The 18,736-nt window shown below is 62.8% G+C and carries 24 protein-coding genes and 1 pseudogene; 12 read left to right on the top strand and 13 right to left on the bottom strand.

Annotation, left to right across the window (positions count from 1 at the left end; translation table 11 throughout):
- Positions 1 to 5: 5 nt before the first annotated feature.
- On the bottom strand, positions 6 to 239 hold the full coding sequence (locus tag J3489_RS11495) for a helix-turn-helix domain-containing protein (RefSeq protein WP_309491365.1): 234 nt from the start codon (positions 237 to 239) through the stop codon (positions 6 to 8).
- Between the two features lie 116 nt (positions 240 to 355).
- Between J3489_RS11495 and J3489_RS11490 the strand changes: the two genes are divergently transcribed.
- A complete protein-coding gene (locus tag J3489_RS11490) occupies positions 356 to 508 on the top strand; it encodes a hypothetical protein (RefSeq protein WP_206997941.1) in 153 nt (50 codons plus the stop codon).
- Here J3489_RS11490 and J3489_RS11485 read toward each other — a convergent pair.
- The 4 genes from J3489_RS11485 to J3489_RS11470 all read right to left on the bottom strand — a co-directional run bounded on the left by J3489_RS11485 (position 486) and on the right by J3489_RS11470 (position 3,377).
- Entirely contained in the window at positions 486 to 1,526 is a 1,041-nt protein-coding gene (locus J3489_RS11485; protein WP_206997939.1) for a LysR family transcriptional regulator, read from the bottom strand. The genes J3489_RS11490 and J3489_RS11485 overlap by 23 nt on opposite strands.
- Before the next feature lie 202 nt (positions 1,527 to 1,728).
- Entirely contained in the window at positions 1,729 to 2,154 is a 426-nt protein-coding gene (locus J3489_RS11480; RefSeq protein WP_206997938.1) for a VOC family protein, read from the bottom strand.
- A gap of 262 nt (positions 2,155 to 2,416) precedes the next feature.
- Positions 2,417 to 2,593 (bottom strand): tautomerase family protein, encoded by a 177-nt coding sequence (locus J3489_RS11475; RefSeq protein WP_206997937.1) that lies wholly within the window; start codon positions 2,591 to 2,593, stop codon positions 2,417 to 2,419.
- Between the two features lie 73 nt (positions 2,594 to 2,666).
- Positions 2,667 to 3,377: an SDR family NAD(P)-dependent oxidoreductase gene (locus J3489_RS11470; protein WP_206997936.1), complete on the bottom strand. Its 711-nt coding sequence runs from the start codon at positions 3,375 to 3,377 to the stop codon at positions 2,667 to 2,669.
- Positions 3,378 to 3,654: 277 nt separating this feature from the next.
- On the opposite strand from J3489_RS11470, the gene J3489_RS11465 reads away from it, so the two are divergent.
- Together J3489_RS11465 and J3489_RS11460 are read left to right on the top strand one after the other, a co-directional pair.
- Positions 3,655 to 3,915, top strand: a complete 261-nt coding sequence (locus tag J3489_RS11465) for a type II toxin-antitoxin system Phd/YefM family antitoxin (protein ID WP_206997935.1) — start codon at positions 3,655 to 3,657, stop codon at positions 3,913 to 3,915.
- Positions 3,912 to 4,181, top strand: a complete 270-nt coding sequence (locus tag J3489_RS11460) for a Txe/YoeB family addiction module toxin (RefSeq protein WP_206997934.1) — start codon at positions 3,912 to 3,914, stop codon at positions 4,179 to 4,181. Before J3489_RS11465 ends, J3489_RS11460 begins: the two co-directional genes overlap by 4 nt.
- Before the next feature lie 46 nt (positions 4,182 to 4,227).
- Here J3489_RS11460 and J3489_RS11455 read toward each other — a convergent pair whose 3' ends face one another.
- A complete protein-coding gene (locus J3489_RS11455; RefSeq protein WP_206997933.1) occupies positions 4,228 to 5,169 on the bottom strand; it encodes a LysR family transcriptional regulator in 942 nt (313 codons plus the stop codon).
- Between the two features lie 108 nt (positions 5,170 to 5,277).
- On the opposite strand from J3489_RS11455, the gene J3489_RS11450 reads away from it, so the two are divergent.
- The 7 genes from J3489_RS11450 (at position 5,278) to J3489_RS11420 (ending at position 11,579) form a co-directional block, all read left to right on the top strand.
- Positions 5,278 to 6,789 (top strand): CoA-acylating methylmalonate-semialdehyde dehydrogenase, encoded by a 1,512-nt coding sequence (locus J3489_RS11450; RefSeq protein WP_206997931.1) that lies wholly within the window; start codon positions 5,278 to 5,280, stop codon positions 6,787 to 6,789.
- Between the two features lie 198 nt (positions 6,790 to 6,987).
- On the top strand, positions 6,988 to 7,095 hold the full coding sequence (locus J3489_RS38475; protein ID WP_206997929.1) for a LysR family transcriptional regulator: 108 nt from the start codon (positions 6,988 to 6,990) through the stop codon (positions 7,093 to 7,095).
- A complete protein-coding gene (locus J3489_RS11440; RefSeq protein ID WP_206997927.1) occupies positions 7,092 to 7,769 on the top strand; it encodes a LysR substrate-binding domain-containing protein in 678 nt (225 codons plus the stop codon). Before J3489_RS38475 ends, J3489_RS11440 begins: the two co-directional genes overlap by 4 nt.
- Positions 7,770 to 7,809: 40 nt before the next feature.
- A complete protein-coding gene (locus J3489_RS11435; protein ID WP_206998078.1) occupies positions 7,810 to 8,721 on the top strand; it encodes a LysR family transcriptional regulator in 912 nt (303 codons plus the stop codon).
- Positions 8,722 to 8,787: 66 nt separating this feature from the next.
- Positions 8,788 to 9,885, top strand: coding sequence for an NAD(P)H-dependent flavin oxidoreductase (locus J3489_RS11430; RefSeq protein WP_206997925.1), 1,098 nt, complete (start codon positions 8,788 to 8,790; stop codon positions 9,883 to 9,885).
- Between the two features lie 103 nt (positions 9,886 to 9,988).
- Entirely contained in the window at positions 9,989 to 10,708 is a 720-nt protein-coding gene (locus tag J3489_RS11425; protein ID WP_206997923.1) for an NHL repeat-containing protein, read from the top strand.
- 166 nt (positions 10,709 to 10,874) lie between these two features.
- Entirely contained in the window at positions 10,875 to 11,579 is a 705-nt protein-coding gene (locus tag J3489_RS11420) for a glutathione S-transferase N-terminal domain-containing protein (protein ID WP_206997922.1), read from the top strand.
- Between the two features lie 201 nt (positions 11,580 to 11,780).
- Here J3489_RS11420 and J3489_RS11415 read toward each other — a convergent pair whose 3' ends face one another.
- A complete protein-coding gene (locus J3489_RS11415; RefSeq protein ID WP_206997920.1) occupies positions 11,781 to 12,914 on the bottom strand; it encodes an MBL fold metallo-hydrolase in 1,134 nt (377 codons plus the stop codon).
- 83 nt (positions 12,915 to 12,997) lie between these two features.
- Between J3489_RS11415 and J3489_RS11410 the strand changes: the two genes are divergently transcribed.
- Positions 12,998 to 13,612 carry a TetR/AcrR family transcriptional regulator gene (locus tag J3489_RS11410; RefSeq protein WP_206997918.1) on the top strand — a complete coding sequence of 205 codons (615 nt, stop codon included), beginning with the start codon at positions 12,998 to 13,000 and terminating at the stop codon, positions 13,610 to 13,612.
- Between the two features lie 31 nt (positions 13,613 to 13,643).
- Here the strand turns inward: J3489_RS11410 and J3489_RS11405 are convergent, their stop codons facing one another.
- A complete protein-coding gene (locus tag J3489_RS11405; protein WP_206997916.1) occupies positions 13,644 to 14,717 on the bottom strand; it encodes a hypothetical protein in 1,074 nt (357 codons plus the stop codon).
- Between the two features lie 316 nt (positions 14,718 to 15,033).
- On the opposite strand from J3489_RS11405, the gene J3489_RS11400 reads away from it, so the two are divergent.
- Positions 15,034 to 16,011, top strand: a complete 978-nt coding sequence (locus J3489_RS11400) for a helix-turn-helix domain-containing protein (RefSeq protein ID WP_206997914.1) — start codon at positions 15,034 to 15,036, stop codon at positions 16,009 to 16,011.
- Between the two features lie 36 nt (positions 16,012 to 16,047).
- Here J3489_RS11400 and J3489_RS11395 read toward each other — a convergent pair.
- The 5 genes and pseudogenes from J3489_RS11395 to J3489_RS11375 form a co-directional block, all read right to left on the bottom strand.
- Positions 16,048 to 16,441 (bottom strand): annotated as a pseudogene (locus tag J3489_RS11395) (VOC family protein).
- 44 nt (positions 16,442 to 16,485) lie between these two features.
- Entirely contained in the window at positions 16,486 to 16,893 is a 408-nt protein-coding gene (locus J3489_RS11390) for a nuclear transport factor 2 family protein (protein ID WP_242539941.1), read from the bottom strand.
- 20 nt (positions 16,894 to 16,913) lie between these two features.
- Positions 16,914 to 17,312: a cupin domain-containing protein gene (locus J3489_RS11385; protein ID WP_374193446.1), complete on the bottom strand. Its 399-nt coding sequence runs from the start codon at positions 17,310 to 17,312 to the stop codon at positions 16,914 to 16,916.
- A 248-nt stretch (positions 17,313 to 17,560) separates the two neighbouring features.
- Positions 17,561 to 17,962, bottom strand: a complete 402-nt coding sequence (locus tag J3489_RS11380; RefSeq protein ID WP_206997912.1) for a hypothetical protein — start codon at positions 17,960 to 17,962, stop codon at positions 17,561 to 17,563.
- A gap of 160 nt (positions 17,963 to 18,122) precedes the next feature.
- Positions 18,123 to 18,716 (bottom strand): TetR/AcrR family transcriptional regulator, encoded by a 594-nt coding sequence (locus tag J3489_RS11375; RefSeq protein WP_206997910.1) that lies wholly within the window; start codon positions 18,714 to 18,716, stop codon positions 18,123 to 18,125.
- Positions 18,717 to 18,736: the final 20 nt, after the last annotated feature.

Below are 18,736 nucleotides of genomic sequence, written 5' to 3'. Positions count from 1 at the left end.
GCCCCTTACGCACGATCCATCAAATAGTCCGTCGGCGATTGCCCCATTGTCTTGCGAAACATCGCGGCGAATGCGCTCGGACTGGCATACCCCAGCGCGTTCGCTGCATTGGCGATGGACTCTCCGTGCTCCAATCTATTCAGTGCCTCGGCCAGGCGCACCTGTTGAACCCAATGCCGAAACGTATGGCCGGTTTCCTTGATAAACAAGCGTATTGACGTCCTTGAGCTGCCCCCCACTTTCTCGGACCGGTAGTCGAGATTCAACCCCTGTATCGGCTGCGGCTCGCATCAAGCCCGACGTCGCGTAGAGCAACTGACCACTGGGATGACTATGGACGATGTTCGTTTTATGCGTGGGCTACATGATCGCGGCGTTAGGCCCTTTGAGCTTCGGCCTTCTGCGCGACTCGACGGTCAGATTCTTCGACGCCTACCTGATGTTGCTGATCGTCAGCTCGATCATGATGGCGATGATCCCGCTTCTCAAGCGGCCGACGGCCGCATAGACAGAGGCGGCCTCGTTCGTTCGGACAGGATCTCCGAGTTTTCAAGTGGAATCGCTGTGGCAATCAAGCTGCCGATTTTCTCCGCGAGCGCAGCGCCCGCTTCGGGGCGCCGGCTGGAACTGTCCCGGCGGAAGAACTCCGTGCAAAAGTCCACGAACGTCCTGAACCGCGCAGGCAGCAGTTCCCGATGCGAATAGAACAAGCAGATTTCGACTTTGCCGTCCGAGGTCGAACAGCCGGGCAGCACGGGGATCAGATGTCCCATCGCAATATCTTCGCGGACCATCGCTTCCGGCAGTTCCGCGATACCGGTGCCCGTCAGCGCCGCAGCGCGCAGGAGCACTTCATTGCCGTCCATGGAGGACCTCGGAATCACTTTCACGGGTTCGTCGTTCTCGAGCAGCTCGATGAAATTCGTGCCGCGCTGTCGCGACTGAGGCAGTAGCAGCAAGAAATGCGCGGCGAGGTCGGCGGCGCGGGCAGGCGTGCCGTATTTGCGAAGATATCCCGGAGAAGCGACCCAGACCCCGGAGGACTTCGACAAGGTTCTGCGAATCGCTGCCGATTGCTCCACCTGGTGAGGCGGGAGAATCGCCATGTCGAAGTGCCCGTCGAAGAGGTTGACCGCGCCTTCCTGAACCGACACCACAAGATTCACGTGCGGGGCGATTGCGCGATAGCTCCACAGAAACTTCGAGAACGTCTCGCTGACCAACATCGGGTGGACCACGAGGCGAAGCTTGCCGCTGTCGACTTCCCTTTCCTGCGTAATTCGGCGGTTAGCCTCGTCCAGTTCCTCTAGTAGCCGGCAGCAGCTGAGGTAATAGGATTGCGCTTCTTCGGTCAGCGTGACCGATCGTGTCGTGCGGTGAAGCACTCGGGTCTGGATTGCCGCTTCGAGTTTGGCGATCGCTTTCGAAATGGAGCCAGTCGTGACGCCGAGCGAGGCGGCTGCCTTGCTGAAGCTGCGCAGCCGAGCTGCCGCAACGAACGCCCTCAATAGGTAAAGCTGATCCATCGCCAACCTCCGATCCGATTGCTGCCTCACTGCGATGTGATCACTTTAGCAACGGATTCGGAGGGCGATGCACGGTTTGTTTCGATAGGGCTATCGCGGGATTTGATAGCTGATGGACTTGCGCATCTGTCTTCGGGAAGCGTCCCGCTGAAACGCAGGACCGAAGTGAATCGCGATCGTGCCGGTGCGCCTTGCGAGGGCGTCAGGCCGCCCCTTGAATGCGCGGATCGAAATCGAACTCGAGGCGGATGCCGCCCGGTTCATAGACCATCGTGTGCTGCTTGGGCCCTTCACCGAGATTCTCCGGCGCAAACTCGACCTGGACGCCCGGCCACCGGGAGACGCGCGCAAAGATCTCCTTAAACGCTTCTTCGGTACCCACACGGAACGCGAGGTGATGCAGGCCGACGTTCGTCTTGCGGTCGAACTCCACGCGTTCGTCCTGATTCGTGACCTCCCAGAGCGTCAGCATCACGTGCCCGTCCGAAACGAAAGCGGCGGGGTACGCGGGCCTCTCGCCGACCTGTTTCCAGCCCAGGCAATTGACGAAGAAGTCGCGCGTGAGGCTCAGGTCGCGCACGGTCAGTCCGACATGATCGATGCCGAGCGTAAGTGGTTTATCGGTCATTCTCGAGTTCTCCTGTTCAGTGGTGGCAGCGATAGCGGCAGCGGCAGCGGTCTTCGCGATCCTTCGAGAACAGTAAGCAATGCCTTCATCGAATGATGCTCAAGCGCATGCCATGGGGAGCATAAACTGAAATCAGTGCTTCATGGCAAAACGTATTTTTTTGCAGGTCATCCGAGCCCGGCGGCGCGGGACGTCCGAACGGTGGGACCTACTTCAGTCCTCGCTGCTTGCGATACTCGGGAACCGGTAGTCCGCCCCAGCCCTAGTTTTCCGTTTCCACCTCTTGGATGACAACGAAGGTGGCTTCGAGCGGCTTGTTCAGCACGTCGAGCAGCAGATGGCTCACGCCCTTGATGAGTTGCGCTTTTTCGTCTGCTGTAACTGAATCGGCGCCGGGCTGGGTGCCCTCGCGGGTCACCTGAATCGTGACGATACGCATCTCGCTCTCCTTGATCGCGATGGATGAATGGGGATGAATGGAGCGCCGGCAAGCAGCGCTCCTCGTCGAATGCTTAGTGGCCGGCGATCTGACCGCCATCGACGTGCAGGATTTCGCCCGTCACGAACGGCGCCGAATCGAGATACAGGATGGCGTTCACGATATCGCTCATTTCGCCCATGTGGCCCAGCGGATGCAGGGCGCCGAGCGCCGCGTGCGTTTCCTGCGGGTGCATCGGCGACTTGATGACACCCGGCGCGACCGCATTCGCGCGAATGCCGCGCTTGGCGTACTCGATCGCGAGCGAGCGCGTGGCGGCGGCGAGGCCGCCCTTCGTCAGCGATGCCAGCACTGACGGCACACCGTCGATGGCGTGTTCGACCAAGGTCGTCGTGATGTTCACCACGTGGCCGCTCTTTTGCTTTTCCATTTCGGCGACGGCGAGCTGCGTGATGTAGAAGTAGCCCGCCAGGTTCACGGCGGTGATCGCGGCGAAGTCTTCGGGGGTGTACTGGGTGAACGGCTTCGCGATGAAGATGCCGGCGTTGTTGATCAGGGTATCGACGCGGCCGAAGCGCTTCACGGCTTCGTCGATCACGCGGCGCGCGGTGGCCGGGTCGGCGATGTCGCCCGCCACGGTCGCGATGTTGGGGTTGTCCGACGGCTGGATGCTGCGCGCCGTTGCTACGACGTTATAGCCGAGCTTGCGGAATGCCTTGACCGTTTCTGCGCCGATGCCTTGCGATGCGCCGGTAACGACGGCGACTTTTTGCGAATTGCTCATAGTAAACCTCGAAGTCAGTTGATTTAGCTTTGGATCTGATCGGGCTCGCAGCTCCGATGAGTGCTAAATCTAAGCGTGTGCCCGCCAAGTTCGAATACCCGGCGGAGACAAACAGTGTTGAGTCGAAGGAATAAATCGGGCGCACGGTTAGAAGCGGCTGCGTATGCCGGCCGTGCCCACTATCTGGTTCGCGGTCGACGGACATGTACCAGATGCTGTACATGCCTGGCCGGGTCCGCTATACTTGTACAACTTAAAGTACATATGGAGTGATCGAATGCGGACCATTCATTTCTCGGATGCGCGCGGCAACCTGAAAACCGTGATCGATCAGGTTGTCGACGATGCCGACGTGACGCTCATCACGCGGCGCGATGCGCCGAATGCCGTCATCATGTCGCAGGACTATTACGACAGCCTGATGGAGACGGTGCATTTGCTTCGCTCGCCGGCCAACGTCGCCCACCTCGAGCGCTCGATTGCGCAGTTGCGCAAGGGCAAGGCAAAGGAACGCAAGCTCACTGAGGACACGGAATGAGCGTGCGCCGCGTGCTTTTTACGCCCGATGCGTGGGACGATTGCGTCTATTGGCAGGGGCAGGACCGCAAGACCCTCAAGCGCATCAACCAGCTCATTCGCGAGGCGCAGCGCACGCCGTTCGAAGGCATCGGCAAGCCGGAACCGCTGAAGGCGAACCTCTCCGGCTTTTGGTCGCGCCGCATCGACGATACGAACCGCCTCGTGTACGACGCGGACGATTTCCAGATCAGCATCATCTCCTGTCGCTACCACTATCAGGCGTGACAGCGCATCGCCGGCGCAGCCTGTTTGGCTGGTGACTTTTGGACGCTTACACCGGAAAGCCTTCGGCAAAGTGCTCGCGAAGGTAAGCGACGAAGACTCCGACCGCACGCGGCACGTGGGACGTATAGGGGCGCAGGATGTAGAGCTGCTCCGCGAACGTGCCGGTGACGCGCCATTCGGGCAAGAGCACGACCAGCTTGCCGGCTTTGACGGCCGCCTGAGCCGTGAAATCCGGCAACAGGGCGATGCCGAGATCGTCGAGCGCCGCGTCGCGCAGCGTTTCGCTGTTGTTGGCGGAAAACGGACCGTTGATGGGCAGCGAGACCGTTGTGGCGGCCGTCTTTCGCGCCGCTTTGCGTTCGAACGACCACATCGGCGCTCCTGTCGAGCGTGGATAGAACAAACAGTCGTGGACGGATAGATCCTGCGGAATCCGGGGCGTGCCGCGCTTGCGCAGATAGGCGCGCGTCGCAACGATCACCGATTGGGTTTCGCAGAGCTTCCAGGCGACGTGCGTATCGGGCGCGGCGGCGCTGTGCCGAATCGCGAGATCGAATCCCTCCACCGCGAGGGAAATCAGCCTGTCGGAAACTTCCAGTTGGACGCGAATCTCGGGATTCGCGCGCAAGAACCCGGACAGCTTCGGCAGCAACTGTTGCCGCGCAAACGCGACGGGCGCCGTGACGCGCACGAGCCCGCGCGCCACGCCCGCCAATTCCCGCACGGTCGCGAAGCTCGCCGCGATCTGCTCGTACTGGCCGCGCGTGTTGTCGACGAGCCGCTGTCCGGCCTCCGTGAGCCGGACGCTGCGCGTGGTGCGCTGCACCAGCGAAATCCCGGCGGCGCGTTCCAGCTCGGAAATGCGCTGGCTCACTGCCGCCTTGCTGACGCCCAGCCGTGACGCCGTCGCCGTGTAGCTGCCTTGCTCGGCGAGCATGGCGAGCCAATGCAGATGCGTCCAGAGACCTTCGATCTTTTGAGTATCCATACACTCATTGTTCATTCGGCTAAACAATGAGTTCAATGGTAGCGTCTTTCCAGCCGGGCCGCCGCTTTCTACACTGCGTACATCGACCATTCACCCAAAGGAATCGACATGCAAGCCTATAACGACAGCGCCGACGTCGTGCATTACATCCATGGCCAGCGCGTGAGCGGCAGCGGAACCCGCAGCCAGCCCGTTTTCAATCCCGCGACCGGCGCGCGGGCCCGCAAGCTGCTCCTGGGCGAAGCGGCCGACGTCGACGCGGCGGTGGCAAGCGCCAAGGCCGCGTTCCCGAAGTGGCGCGATACGCCGCCGATCAAGCGCGCTCGCGTGATGCTGCGCTTCCTCGAGCTGATGAACAAGCACAGTGACGAACTCGCAGCCATCATCACCGCCGAGCACGGCAAGGTATTTTCCGATGCGCAAGGCGAAGTCGCTCGCGGCATCGACGTCATCGAATTTGCCTGCGGCATTCCGCAACTGCTCAAGGGCGACTTCACCGAGCAGGTCTCCACGGGCATCGACAACTGGACGACGCGTCAGGCGCTCGGCGTCGTCGCGGGCATCACGCCGTTCAACTTCCCGTGCATGGTGCCGTGCTGGATGTTCCCGGTCGCGATCGCGGCAGGCAACGCGTTCATTCTCAAGCCGAGCGAGCGCGATCCGTCGGCGTCGCTCTTCATGGCCGGCCTGCTCAAGCAAGCGGGCCTGCCCGACGGCATCTTCAACGTCGTTCAGGGCGACAAGGCGGTGGTCGACGCGCTGCTCGTCCATCCGGACGTCAAGGCGGTGAGCTTCGTCGGCTCGACGCCGATCGCCAACTACATCTACGAGACGGGCGCGAAGCACGGCAAGCGCGTTCAGGCGCTCGGCGGCGCGAAGAACCATATGGTCGTGATGCCGGACGCGGACCTCGACAAGGCCGTCGACGCATTGATCGGCGCCGCATACGGTTCGGCGGGCGAGCGCTGCATGGCCATTTCGGTGGCGCTTCTCGTCGGCGATGTGGCCGACAAGGTCATCCCGCGGCTCGCGGAGCGCGCCCGCAATCTGGTCGTCAAGAACGGCATGGAAGCCGACGCCGAAATGGGCCCGGTCGTGACGCGGCAAGCGCTGGAGCGCATCGAAGGCTATGTCGCGCAGGGCGTGAAGGAAGGCGCGACGCTCGTCGTCGACGGCCGCGGCCTGAAGGTTGCCGGCCACGAGGACGGCTTCTTCACCGGCGGGACGCTGTTCGACAACGTCACGCCCGAGATGCGCATCTACAAGGAAGAGATCTTCGGCCCGGTGCTCGCATGCGTTCGCGTCAAGGATTTCACGGAAGCCGTCGATCTGATCAATGCACACGAGTTCGGCAACGGCGTCGCATGCTTCACGCGCGATGGCCACATCGCCCGCGAGTTCGGACATCGCATCGAAGTCGGGATGGTCGGCATCAACGTGCCGATTCCGGTGCCGATGGCGTGGCACGGCTTCGGCGGCTGGAAGCGCAGCCTCTTCGGCGACACGCATGCCTACGGCGAAGAGGGCGTGCGCTTTTATACGAAGCAGAAGTCGATCATGCAGCGCTGGTCCGAGAGCATCGAAAAGGGCGCTGAGTTCGCGATGCCGACGGCGAAGTAAGGCGGATCCGGCAGAGCGTTGGGCGGCGCGGGATTTCGCCGCCGCTTTGTTTCATCGAAGGAAAAACGCTTTGTCTGCTCGACGGGTTTTTCCTGCGAGTCACAAGTGTTTTTCCCGCCAACCGGTTGACCGGACGTTCGCAGAAAAAGAACATTCTCGTCAGGACGATCTCCGAGTGAGAACCTGACCGAGAGCAACATGAACTTCTCATCGCCGGAAATATTTTGCGCCGTCACTGGCGCGCAGAGCATCACGCGCGCGGCTCGACATCTCGCGCGCGTGCAGTCGAACGTCACGACGCGATGAGTTCGGATCAGCCCGCTGGCGTGTTGCGCGTCGGCGCCTTGGAAAGCACCGCGGCGGCGCGCCTGCCTTCGTTGCTTTCGGTCTACCACAGCCGCTGGCCGCAGGTCGAACTCGAGATTTCGATCGGCACCTCCTGCTCGCTCGTCGACGACGTGCTGATGAGCCGCCTTGACTGCGCGTTCGTCGCCGGCGCAGGCATGGAAGATATTCTTGGCGTGGGCGGCAGGTTTGCCGAGTGCGGCTTGAGCGCAACGCGCGCTTGCACGGAAGACATGCTGCTGGTGCTGCCGCCCAATCACCCACCCGTCGAATGTCCGGAGGACATCCACGTAAGAACGCTGGCTGCCTTTTCCAAGGGTTGCAGCTATCGAAGCGTGCTCGAGCGGTGGCTCGGCATCCGGGATGCGGAGCAGGAGACCGGCTGGAAGGTGATGGAGCTGGCGTCGTACCACACGATGCTCGCCTGTGTGGCCGCAGGGTCGTGTTTCGCCCTTTGTCCGAAGTCGGTATTGGATCTCCGGCGCACCCCGCTGAATGTCCGGACCCGGCAAATCGCCACCGTCGATACCTATCTGATCGCGCGCCCGGCGTACAGTAGCGGTGCGTACGAGGCGCTGCTTCGAGCCGTCGGCACCGGGATTCGCGTTGCGCGCGAAAACGAAGCCGATCGATAGCCGCGCCGTGAAGAACGACATCGAACGGGATTCGACGGCCATGCAGCGTCAATTTGAAGATCTTGTGCTGGGCAGCATCGAACTGTTCTGTCTGGCGGCGGAACTCGAAAGCTTCACGCTTGCGGCCAACGCGGCGGGCGTCACACCGGCTGCCGTCAGCCGGGCGGTGGCGCGCCTTGAAGAGCGGCTCGGCGCGCGGCTCTTCGTGCGGACCACGCGGCAGATCCGGCTTACCGATTTGGGCAGGCGCTACTTCGAGCAATCCCGGCAGGCATTGAACCAGCTCGCGGATGCGGAGCGCGAAGCAACCGGGCAACAGACCACGCCCGCCGGCCTGCTGCGCGTCAGCATGCCGACGCCGTACGGCCACTACCGCGTCCTGCCGCTGCTGGGAGACTTTCGCGCACGCTATCCCGAGGTCACGGTGGAAACGCACCTCAGCAATCGCAACATCGATTTTGCGGAAGAAGGGTTCGACCTGGCGATCCGCGGGCGGGCGCCGCGCGATTCCGGTCTCATTGCGCGCAAGCTCGAGGATGCGGAGATCGTCGTCGTCGCGTCGCCCACTTATCTGCGGCGAGGCGGCAAGCTGGACTCGCCGGACGATCTGGCTCACCACGACTGCATCCAGTTCGCGTTGCCGAGCACCGGCCGCAACCTGCCGTGGGTGTTCAAGCGCGATGGCGAGTCCGTCGAACTCGTCACGCACGGAGGCTATGGGTCGTCGGGCGACGCGCTTGCCGGCGTAACGCTCGCGCGTCACGGCGCAGGCGTCTTCCAGACCTATCGCTTCATTGTCGAGAAAGACATCGTGGAGGGCACGCTCAAAGTCGTGCTCGCATCCTATGGCGGTTGTTCGCGGCCGTTCTACTTGCTTTACCCGCACGGCCGGCATTTGTCGTCGCGCGTGCGCTGCTTTGTGGACTTCCTGATGCTGAAGCTCGAGGCCTAGGGCCTGTTATTAGCGTGAACAGGCCCTGGCCCATCTGCGACCCAACCCATTTGAAGAGGAACCGAAATGACTCACCCGACAGACAATCGAACGCTGCTGCGTTTGCTGGGCATCGAAAAGCCAATCATCCAGGCGCCGATGGCGGGCGTCAGCACGCCTGCGCTGGCCGCCGCCGTGTCGAATGCGGGCGGGCTCGGTTCGCTCGGCGTCGGTGCGATGAACGCCGAAGGCGCCCGCAAGGTCATCAAAGAGACGCGTGCGCTGACGGCGAAGCCCTTCAACATCAACGTGTTCTGCCATAGTCCAGCAATGTCGAACGAAGCGGTCGAAAGCCAGTGGTTGAAGTGGCTTGCGCCGCACTTCGAGAAATACGGCGCGACCCCGCCCGCTTCGCTGTGGGAGATCTACACGAGCTTCCTGGCCGACCCCGACATGGTCGAGGTCTTCCTCGAAGAAAAGCCCGCGGTGGTCAGCTTCCACTTCGGCTTGCCGACCGCCGAGGTCATCGCCGATCTGAAGAAGGCCGGCATCAAGCTGCTGGGCGCAGCGACCAATGTTCACGAGGCGGCGCAGGTCGCGGCGGCGGGTGTCGACGCGATCGTCGCACAAGGTATCGAGGCGGGCGGCCATCGGGGCGTGTTCGATCCTGCGCTCGACGACCGCTTGGGCACGTTTGCGCTGACGCGACTCCTCGTCAAAGCGTTTTCGCTTCCCGTCATTGCCGCCGGCGGCATCATGGACGGCGCCGGCATCGCGGCGGCGCTCGCGCTCGGCGCGCAAGCGGCGCAACTCGGCACCGCGTTCGTGGCTTGCCCGGAAACCTCGATCGACGATGGCTACCGTCGCGCGCTGCTTGGCGATGCGGCACGCCGCACGACGTTTACCTCGGGCATCTCCGGGCGGATCGCGCGGAGCATGGTCAACAAGTTCACCGAACTCGCCAGCGACGCAAACGCGCCGAAGACGCCCGAATATCCGATCGCCTATGACGCAGGAAAGTCGCTGCATGCCGCGGCCAAGGCGAAGGGCGAGTTCGGATACGGCGCGCAGTGGGCGGGACAGGCCGCCGCGCTCGCGAGGTCGCTGCCTGCGGCGGAACTCGTCGCTCAGCTCGAGCGCGAGTTGAAGGAGAGCGTGAGGGAACTGCAGCCGCTTTTGGGCTGAGGGGTTTCACCCAATCGCGATCCGGACACGGGTCTTGACGGAATAAAGCCGCCTTCGCGGTCGTTTACTGCTCACCCGATTTTCCTTCGTGCTGGCGGGCAACGTGCCGACGACCGACGGCACGTTTGCGCCGATCCAAGCCGGCGCGCTGCTGGTGCTCAACCGCACGGGCAACCTCGTTGCGCAGTGGACACCTGCAACGGCCGGTATCGATGGCCCGTGGGACCTGACGATTTGGGATCAGGGCGATCGCGCCAAGATCTTCGTGTCGAACGTGCTCAACGGGACCGTCGTGCGTCTCGACGTCACCATCGACACTAACGGCGTTCATCTCGAGCGCAGCACACAGGTGGCTTCCGGCTACCCGCATCGCGGCGATCCGAATGCGCTCGTGGTCGGGCCCACCGGGCTCGCGTACGATCCGCGGGCGGACGTGCTGTACGTGGCGTCGACGGTCGACAATGCGATCGTCGCGGTCTTCGGCGCGGGCGATACGCAACACGACGGCGGCAAAGGCGTCGTTGTCTACGCGGACCAGACGCACTTGCACGGCCCGCTTGCCTTGGCGCTCGGCCCGAACGGACATCTCTTCACGGCCAATGGCGACGCCATCAACGGCGACGCCAAGCATCCGAGCGAGATCACCGAATTCACGGTGGAAGGCCGATTCGTCGCGCAGCTCTCGGTCGACCCGGCACAAGGCGGCGCGTTTGGTCTCGCGTTCGGGCAAGCGCAAGACGACTTCGTCCATTTCGCCGCCGTCGACGACAACAACGTGCCGAACATTACCGATTGGCGGCTGCCGCTCGACGCCGGTCAATAAGCACGCACGCCAGCCCGCGGCATCCTGCGGGGTGCAGCGGGCTGGTGTCGGAAAGCAGGACAAATCCGGGGCAGGTAGAATCCAGCAGTGCATGGTGTCCGCCGCTATTTCCGCGCCGGCTTCGAAATGCAAATGCTTGCGACTGCTACCTGCCTTAGGACCGCGCATGACCAACCTTTCCGACTTTCCGATCACGGCCAAATGGCCCGCGCAACACCCTGAACGCATCCAGCTTTACTCTCTGCCGACGCCTAACGGCATCAAGGTGTCGGCCATGCTCGAAGAAACCGGGCTGCCGTACGAACCGCATCTCGTGCGCTTCGATACCGATGACCAGATGTCGCCTGAATTCCTGTCGCTCAATCCGAACAATAAAATTCCGGCGATTCTCGATCCCAATGGCCCGGACGGCAAGCCGCTCGCGTTGTTCGAATCGGGCGCGATCCTGATCTATCTGGCCGACAAGAGCGGACGGTTCATTCCCAAGGACCCTGCAGGCCGCTACGAAACGATCCAGTGGCTCATGTTCCAGATGGGCGGCATCGGCCCGATGTTCGGGCAAGTGGGCTTCTTCCACAAGTTCGCGGGCAGGGAGTACGAGGACAAGCGTCCGCGCGACCGCTATGTCGCCGAGTCGCGGCGTCTCCTCGACGTCCTCGACGGGCGGCTCGCTGGCCGTCGCTGGATCATGGGCGACGATTACACGATCGCCGATATCGCCACGTTTCCTTGGGTTCGCAACCTGATCGGTTTTTACGAGGCGGGCGAGATAGTCGGCTTCGCCGATTTTCCGCATGTCGCGCGCGCGCTGGAAGCGTTTCTCGAGCGCCCGGCCGTGGTGAAGGGAATCAACATTCCCAAGCGCGATTAAGCCCCCGGCTCATCGAAGATCGCGCTGGCTTTAAAAGCGTGATGAGCGGGTTGCTCGCCGGTGCTGCGGGTTGCCCATTGCGCAGCACCGGTTTTCATTGCCGCTATCGAGCGTCGTGGTTCGAGCGGCGCGCGATCAGGAATTCGAAGCGCTCCCTGTCCGCGGGATCCTGGTCATCGATCTGGACCACTAATGATTTCACTAGGGATTCGCCTGTCCGGCATTGCGGCAGATGCGCCAGCGCGCGGGCGTCTTCGGCGCTTGCGCGGTCTCGGCGATCTCGCGCCACCACCTTTCGCCACGAAGCGGCGCGGCCAGATCGAGCCGCTCGCCCATGCGCGGCGTTGCGAGCGCGACGCCGCGGGCTGCCGCCAGTCCCGTCACGCGCTCGAACGGCTCCTGCCAGCGATGCATCGCAAGATCGAACGTGCCGTTGTGAACCGGCATCAGCCAGCGGCCGCGCAGATCGACATGGGCCTGGACGGTCTCTTCGGGCTGCATGTGGACGTACGGCCATTGAGCGTCGTAGGCGCCCGTTTCGAGCAGCGTCACGTCGAATGGGCCGAGGCGCTCGCCGATGGTCTTGAAGCCGTCGAAGTAGCCCGTGTCGCCGCTGAAGAACACGCGCAAATCGCCGTCGACGATCACCCACGACGCCCACAGCGTGCTGTTGCCGTCGAACAGGCTGCGTCCGGAGAAGTGCTGCGCAGGCGTCGCCGTGAACGCCAAGCCGCCGATCTCCGCGTGCTGCCACCAGTCGAGCTGGCGCACTTGCGCCGCGTCGATACCCCATTCGATCAGCCGGTCGCCGACGCCTAGCGGCGTCAAGAACACGCTCGTCGTCGCGGCGAGGGCGAGCACGGTTTCGCGGTCCAGATGGTCGTAGTGGTCGTGAGACAGAATCACGCCGGCAAGCGGCGGCAGATCCGCGAGCGCGATGGGCGGGGCGTGGAAGCGCTTCGGACCGACGTGCCGGAACGGCGACGCGCGCTCGGCAAACACCGGATCGGTCAGCCAGAACTGGCCGCGCAGCTTGAGCAGCAGGGTCGAGTGCCCGAGCCGGTACAGGCTGCGGTCCGGCGCGGCAACGAGCTGCTCGCGAGTCAGCGCATCGACGGGCAGCGCCCCTGCCGGCGCCGTGCCGCGCGGCTTGTTGAAGAGCACGTTCCAAGCAATGCTCAAAGTCTTGCCGAAGCCTTCGGCAGGGCGCGGCTTGACGTTGCGAAAGCGCTCGCCGTCGTGCTGCGGGGACGAGTGCGAGCGGCTCGACGCGCGTCCGCGCATCGCGGCCGTGAGACCCAAAGCGCGACTGATGAAACCAGGGAGCGATGTCATGGATGACGAACCTAGATGGAAAGTACACCGGCCAGTGTAGTTTATTTTTTGGAAAAGTAAACCGCACGGTGTAAAATTTCCCGATGGATTCGACTGCTGCCCACCAACGCCTGACCGATCGAAAGCGCGTCGCCATCATCGACGCGGCCATCGAGGAATTCCGCGCGGCCGGTTTCGACGCGACCAGCATGGACCGCATCGCGGCCCGCGCAAGCGTCTCCAAGCGCACCGTCTACAACCATTTCCCGAGCAAGGAGGCGCTGTTCGCAGCGATCCTGCACCAGCTATGGGACGCGAGCCAAACGGGCAACGCGCGGGGCTATCGGGCCGACGAGCCGTTGCGCGCGCAGTTGCTCGACCTGCTGATGCGCAAGCTGCGTCTCATGAACGACGAGGCATTTCTATCGCTTGCACGCGTGGCGATCGCGGCGGGCATTCATTCGCCGGAGCGCGCGCGCGATATGGTGGCGCGCCTCGGCGAGCGTGAGGAAGACTTGACGGTGTGGATGCGCGCGGCCGCGGCCGATGGCCGTCTCAAGACATCGGACCCGGTATTCGCCGCGCACCAGTTGCAGGGGCTCGTGAAGGCGTTTGCGTTCTGGCCGCAGGTGACGATGGGGCAGCCGCGCCTCACCAAAAGCGAACAAAAGAAAGTAGCGGAATCTGCCGCCGACATGTTTCTCGCGCGCTATGCGTGACTAGCGCGCGAGAAACGACGCCAACGCTCGATTACTGATCGTCTGTCGAGACGAAGGCCATGCCGTGCGGGCTCTGCAGATTGGTCACCAGCGGGAGCAGGGCGCCGCTGTGCAGATCGAGCTGACCGACATAGGCCGGCACCGCCGGCGTGGTGCTCGTAGCGGCCACGCCCGTCGACGCGGAGAACGCCGCGTCTTTCTGCCAGACATCGGCCGTGATCTTGTAGATGAGGTTGGCCTTCGTGTCCGACACCAGGATGTAGCCCTTATGTGAAGTGGCGAACACCGTGTCGTCGACCTGCACGTTGCCGAGCAGCGGCAGATATTGCAATTGCGGGTCGCTGCCCGGCGCGCGCCACAGAACGAGCTGCCCGTCGCCCTGATCGTCGAGCAGCACATCGCCCGACGGCGTCAGCGTCATCGAGTCCGGATCGGTCAGGTTCAGCCGCTTCACTGTGCCGAACGGAATGTCGCTCGCTGCAGGCATGCCGGGCAGCACCGCGGATACGTCGATCGTGCCGTTCGACTCGAGGATCGCGCGCACGATCGACGGTCCATTGTTGTGGCCGCTCGCATCGAGCGTCGGATTGGAGGCGCTGATGTACGCCTGACCGTCCTTGAAGACGATGTCGTCGTAACCGCCGCCGTGCGGCGGCTTGCCGAAGACATAGAGGGCGGTGCGGCCCGTCGACGAGTCGATCGTGACGAGGTTGGCATTCGCATCCTCGTTCTGCACGGCCCAGATCTCACGGGTGTAGGGATTGACCTTCAGGCCGTCGTTGTGTCCCGCCACCGTGATGCTGCGCAGGACATTGCCGTCTCGCGAATATTCGACGATCTGGCTTTGCGCGTTGCCCGAACCGTCGGGCGCGCCGCCGTTGGCGTAGCCGACCCAGATGTGATTGTCGAGCACGGCGAGCGAGTCAGGCGCGCTGGACCCGGCGGGCGGCTTGGCGAAGACGCTGATGCTGAAGCCGGGCGTGGGGACCGGGCTCGGCGGCGTCTGCGCAATGGCGCTGCCGGCGGCGAGGCAATAAGCGGCGACTGCGAGCGTGGTGCGATGGAAAATGCGGCGGACTGCAGAAACAGATCGAATGCAAGGCATGTTCGGCTCCGGAGACGGGTAAGCGGGGGGACGCAGAATGCGCAGGACGGATTGAGTCGAGGCGGATTGGCCCGACGCAGATCGCCCGTAATACGCGGAAATAATTCGCACGCTATGGAAGCATTCGAATGTGACTGCGGGGTGACGCGGGCCGCAAAACAGGCTGACTTCACGAAGCGGGCGGTCCGCGCAGTGTCGGTTTGACGGGATCGATGGCGTGCCGCGGCCTGACGGGCAGTGGAATCAGGTGTAGTGTGGCAATGTGCGCGAACCGCCTTGGCAGAAGGCGGCAGCGCCTGGAGACAGGAGACGCAACGTGCAAAGTCCGTCCGCCGAGTGGTCGAGCGACGAGGTGCCGGTGAACGATCGGACTGACGCCTGGGAGGACATCCTGAGTCGGAGCTACCGAAACTGGCAAGTGCCGCAGCGCTTGCCGGCGACTTTTTACGCGCACGTGCGGCAGCATGATTTTGCTGGCGCGGGAATCGTCGAGACGGTATGCGACCCGTGCGTTGGGCAGCGCACACGCGGGCAGGTACGACGCGACGATGAACTATACGTCGGTGTGCAACTGACCACTGGCGGGCGCGAACGGTTCAAGATCGGCGATGCGGGCGTGGAGGTCACGTCCGGCGACCTGGTCGTCTGGACGACGGACCAGGTCGTCCAGTTCGAGGTTCTCGAGCGCCTGCACAAAGTGACCCTTATGATCCCCTGGTCGCTGATGAGGGAGCGGCTGCCGGAGCGAAAGCAGCCGCCATCCGGCGGCAAGATCGAGAGCCGGACCGGCGTGGGCTCCCTGTTGGCCGTGCATTTGCTCGCACTTTCCCACGAAATCGCTGCCCTCGACCAGCGCGTCCAGGGCTCCGTGAGCCGATCGACACTGGAGCTGCTTGGCATTGCCCTGTCCGGCCAGCAGCCTTCGGCGATGTTCGATGCGAGCGCGGCGATGCTCGGACGGGTGCAGGACTTCGTTCTCCAGCATCTTCATGAAGAAGACCTGAATCCGACCCGGATAGCGGAGGCCAACAACATCTCGCTTCGGTATTTGCACATGCTATTCCAGCGCAGCGACATGACCGTTTCGGGGTACATCCTGAACAGCCGCCTGCACGCCTGCAAACAGGCACTCACCGATCCCGCCTTCCAGCGGTTGCAGATATCGGAGATTGCATTTCGCTGGGGCTTCAATTCCACGAGTCACTTCTGTCGGACCTTCAAGGAAAGGTACGGCGCGTCACCGGGCGACGTGCGTCGAGCGGCTCTGCTCGGCGCAGCGGCGACCCTTGCCTGACAAGGGAGCCGCGCAGTCGGCACGCCGCCGCAGGGGTCAGACGTAATGGCCTGAGCGCTCCAACACCTCGATCTTGTAGCCGTCCGGGTCCTGAATAAAGAAGAAACGCGCAAGCATTTCATCGCCGCGTTTGAATTCCTTTACGGGGGTGGGATTGATGCCAAGCCCGGTCATGCGCCTATGCTCGGCCTCGAGATCGGGAACGGCGACCGCAACGTGGCCGTAGCCATCACCGTGTGTACGCGGCCCCACGATCCTTGTTCCACGTCAGTTCGATCTCAAACTCGTTTTCTTCGTTACGCAGATACACCAGCGAGAACTCCGGGAAATCGAGCCGATGACGGGTCGATAGTCCGAGTGCGTTCTTGTAGAACTGCAATGATCGATCAAGGTCGTGAACCCGGATCATGGCGTGGATGATCTTGGCCAATTTGTTGCTTCCAGAATGTGAGTGCCGACTTGCCGGATGGAGTGTCAGGAAGAGAAGGAAGTGAATGTCTGAACGGCAATCTTTCCGTTCTTGACGAAGAGCGTATCGGTAGCCAGTGCTACCCACGGCTTCGCCTCCCAGGCGAGGTACGCCACTTCGCCAGCCGTGCTCATGCTTGTGATCTTGAACGCTGACCAGAATCCAGGATCGGCGCTATCGAGAAAGGCCTTGAAAAAGCCGCTTATCTCGTTCGCGCCGAGATAGGTCTTGTTTGGCGTGGTGAGCGTCGAGTTGCCGTCGTAGTCTTTCAGGATCTCGTCGAGACCTTTGGCGAAAGCGCCGAGATGGTGCTCAAGGACCTGCTTGGTCGTGCCATCGACCTGTGCTGAAGCATTGGACATGGCGAGTTTCTCCATAAACGGGTTGAAGAGCCCGCGACGGTTTGCGGGCATCTGCAATCAATGCAAGACTGTCAACCGGCGTATGCCCGTTGCGCCTCGTCCCACGTCACGACGACGATCGGCGTGCCGTCTTCCTTGATAAACGACAGAGGGCCGAGAAACGTCATGTAGAACTCGCTGTCGACCGGGAAGAACGTCTTGTCATGGCGGGCGTTGGCGGATTCATAGCCGTAGGCCGGCGCGACCACGGTGTCGCCGCCATGTTCCTTGCCGCCACGAACGTCCATGCGACCCTTCGTGAGCAGATATTCACCCGGCCCGACGTGAAAGTGGGCATTGAAGGGCGAACCGGCCGGGCAATCGAACATTGCGGTCCATGCGCCCATTTCCGGCGACGCGTGCAGCATCTTCCAGCGGATACCTCCTTGAGATAGCGCATCGGGGAACGGCTTCCAGGGCAGGTCATCCAGTTGAACTGCTTCCTCAGGGATCTTCGCCTTGATTTCGATCGTCGTCTCCTAGATGTCGCCGGCTCCCGGACGGGGCGGCAGGTTTTGCGGGGTGAGATAACGATATCGCCGAATAGCGCAGTGGCGCTGGCCCGTCAGCGCAGGGCGTCTTGCCTGCCAGTGCACGGTCTTTTTTTAGAGTAAGAAAATGATGAGTCACTTCAGCGGGCCGGGAGCGGTGCCGACCCGAATGGCGGCCGTGACGGCATTCACTCCTCGCACTGCACATCCTGCTTTGGCACAACGATAATCACCGGGTAGGTCCCTTGGTCGAGTTCCACGCGCGCGACCACGGCCATCGTCGCGCTGTCGATGTCGTCGTACACGCTGACCCGTTCATGCCGAAGGCTTGTGATGCCGGTACAGGCGGATGCGCGACCCTCGTCGGAGACTTGGCATTGGATCGGGTGGTCTGCAAGGTAGCGATATTTATCTCTGTCGGGGGTCGCCAGGTATTCACGAACGCTCTGTGCCGATCCGCCGACGCCGGTGACATGCCCAATGGCGCACAGCTGTTTGGGTGTATCGCTGCCGCCGGATGTTTCGGCTTTCACGGCCATGCTTGCGGCCGCGATGACCGCCACGAGTGTCGACGCAAGGAGGTATTTCATGGCGCAAGTCACGGTTGTCGGATCGAAGTGCTGGATTGTAATGGCATCTTGCGCAAGAGGCTGAAAGCGAAGAACGGCTGCTATGGCCAGATTCGAGGTGCTGTTCTGGCAAGGCTGCGGAGGGTTGGCGCTGTTACATGTGGCCAACGTCGGCAAACCACTAGGCCAACAATTTCATGGCGGCATCGACGAGATCGCCCCTCAGATCGGCCGGTTCCGCCATTAGGCCGGTGACGTACGCGCCGTTGATGAGCAGCACGATCTGGGACGCCGTACGGCCGGGGTCATTGGCACCAAGCCGGGTCACTATGGTCGCGAGCCTCGCCCGCATTTCCTCCTTGTTGTCGCGGGCGACGACCCGGCCAGGATGGGTGTCGTCGGGGAATTCCGTCGCCAGGTTGAGGAAGGGACAGCCGCGATAGGCAGGGTGCCCGATCCGCTTCGCGATCCCGGCCAGCAACGCGTCCAGCAAGGCGCGCGGGTCCCCAGCGTGTTGCTCTTCCGTGCGATTCCACCAAGCCCAGAACAGCCGATCCTGTTCGGCAGCGACGGCGGCGATCAAGGCGTCCTTGGATTCGAACAGGCGATAGAGGCTCGTCTTCGACACGCCGGATTGCTCGACGACCGTGTCGACGCCGATGGCGCGAATGCCCTCGCGGTAGAACAACTCGCTGGCCGTCGCGAGGATGCGCTCGCGGGCACCTATTTCGCCCTTTGGCGGGGCTCCCCGGCGGGGTCGGGCTCGTGCTTCCATATCCGCATGCTCCCCTTGTT

The organism is Trinickia mobilis, assembly GCF_017315705.1.
GTDB lineage: Bacteria > Pseudomonadota > Gammaproteobacteria > Burkholderiales > Burkholderiaceae > Trinickia_A > Trinickia_A mobilis.
The sequence above is the reverse complement of the archived record's forward strand: the minus strand, read 5'-3'. Positions and strand labels throughout refer to the sequence as shown.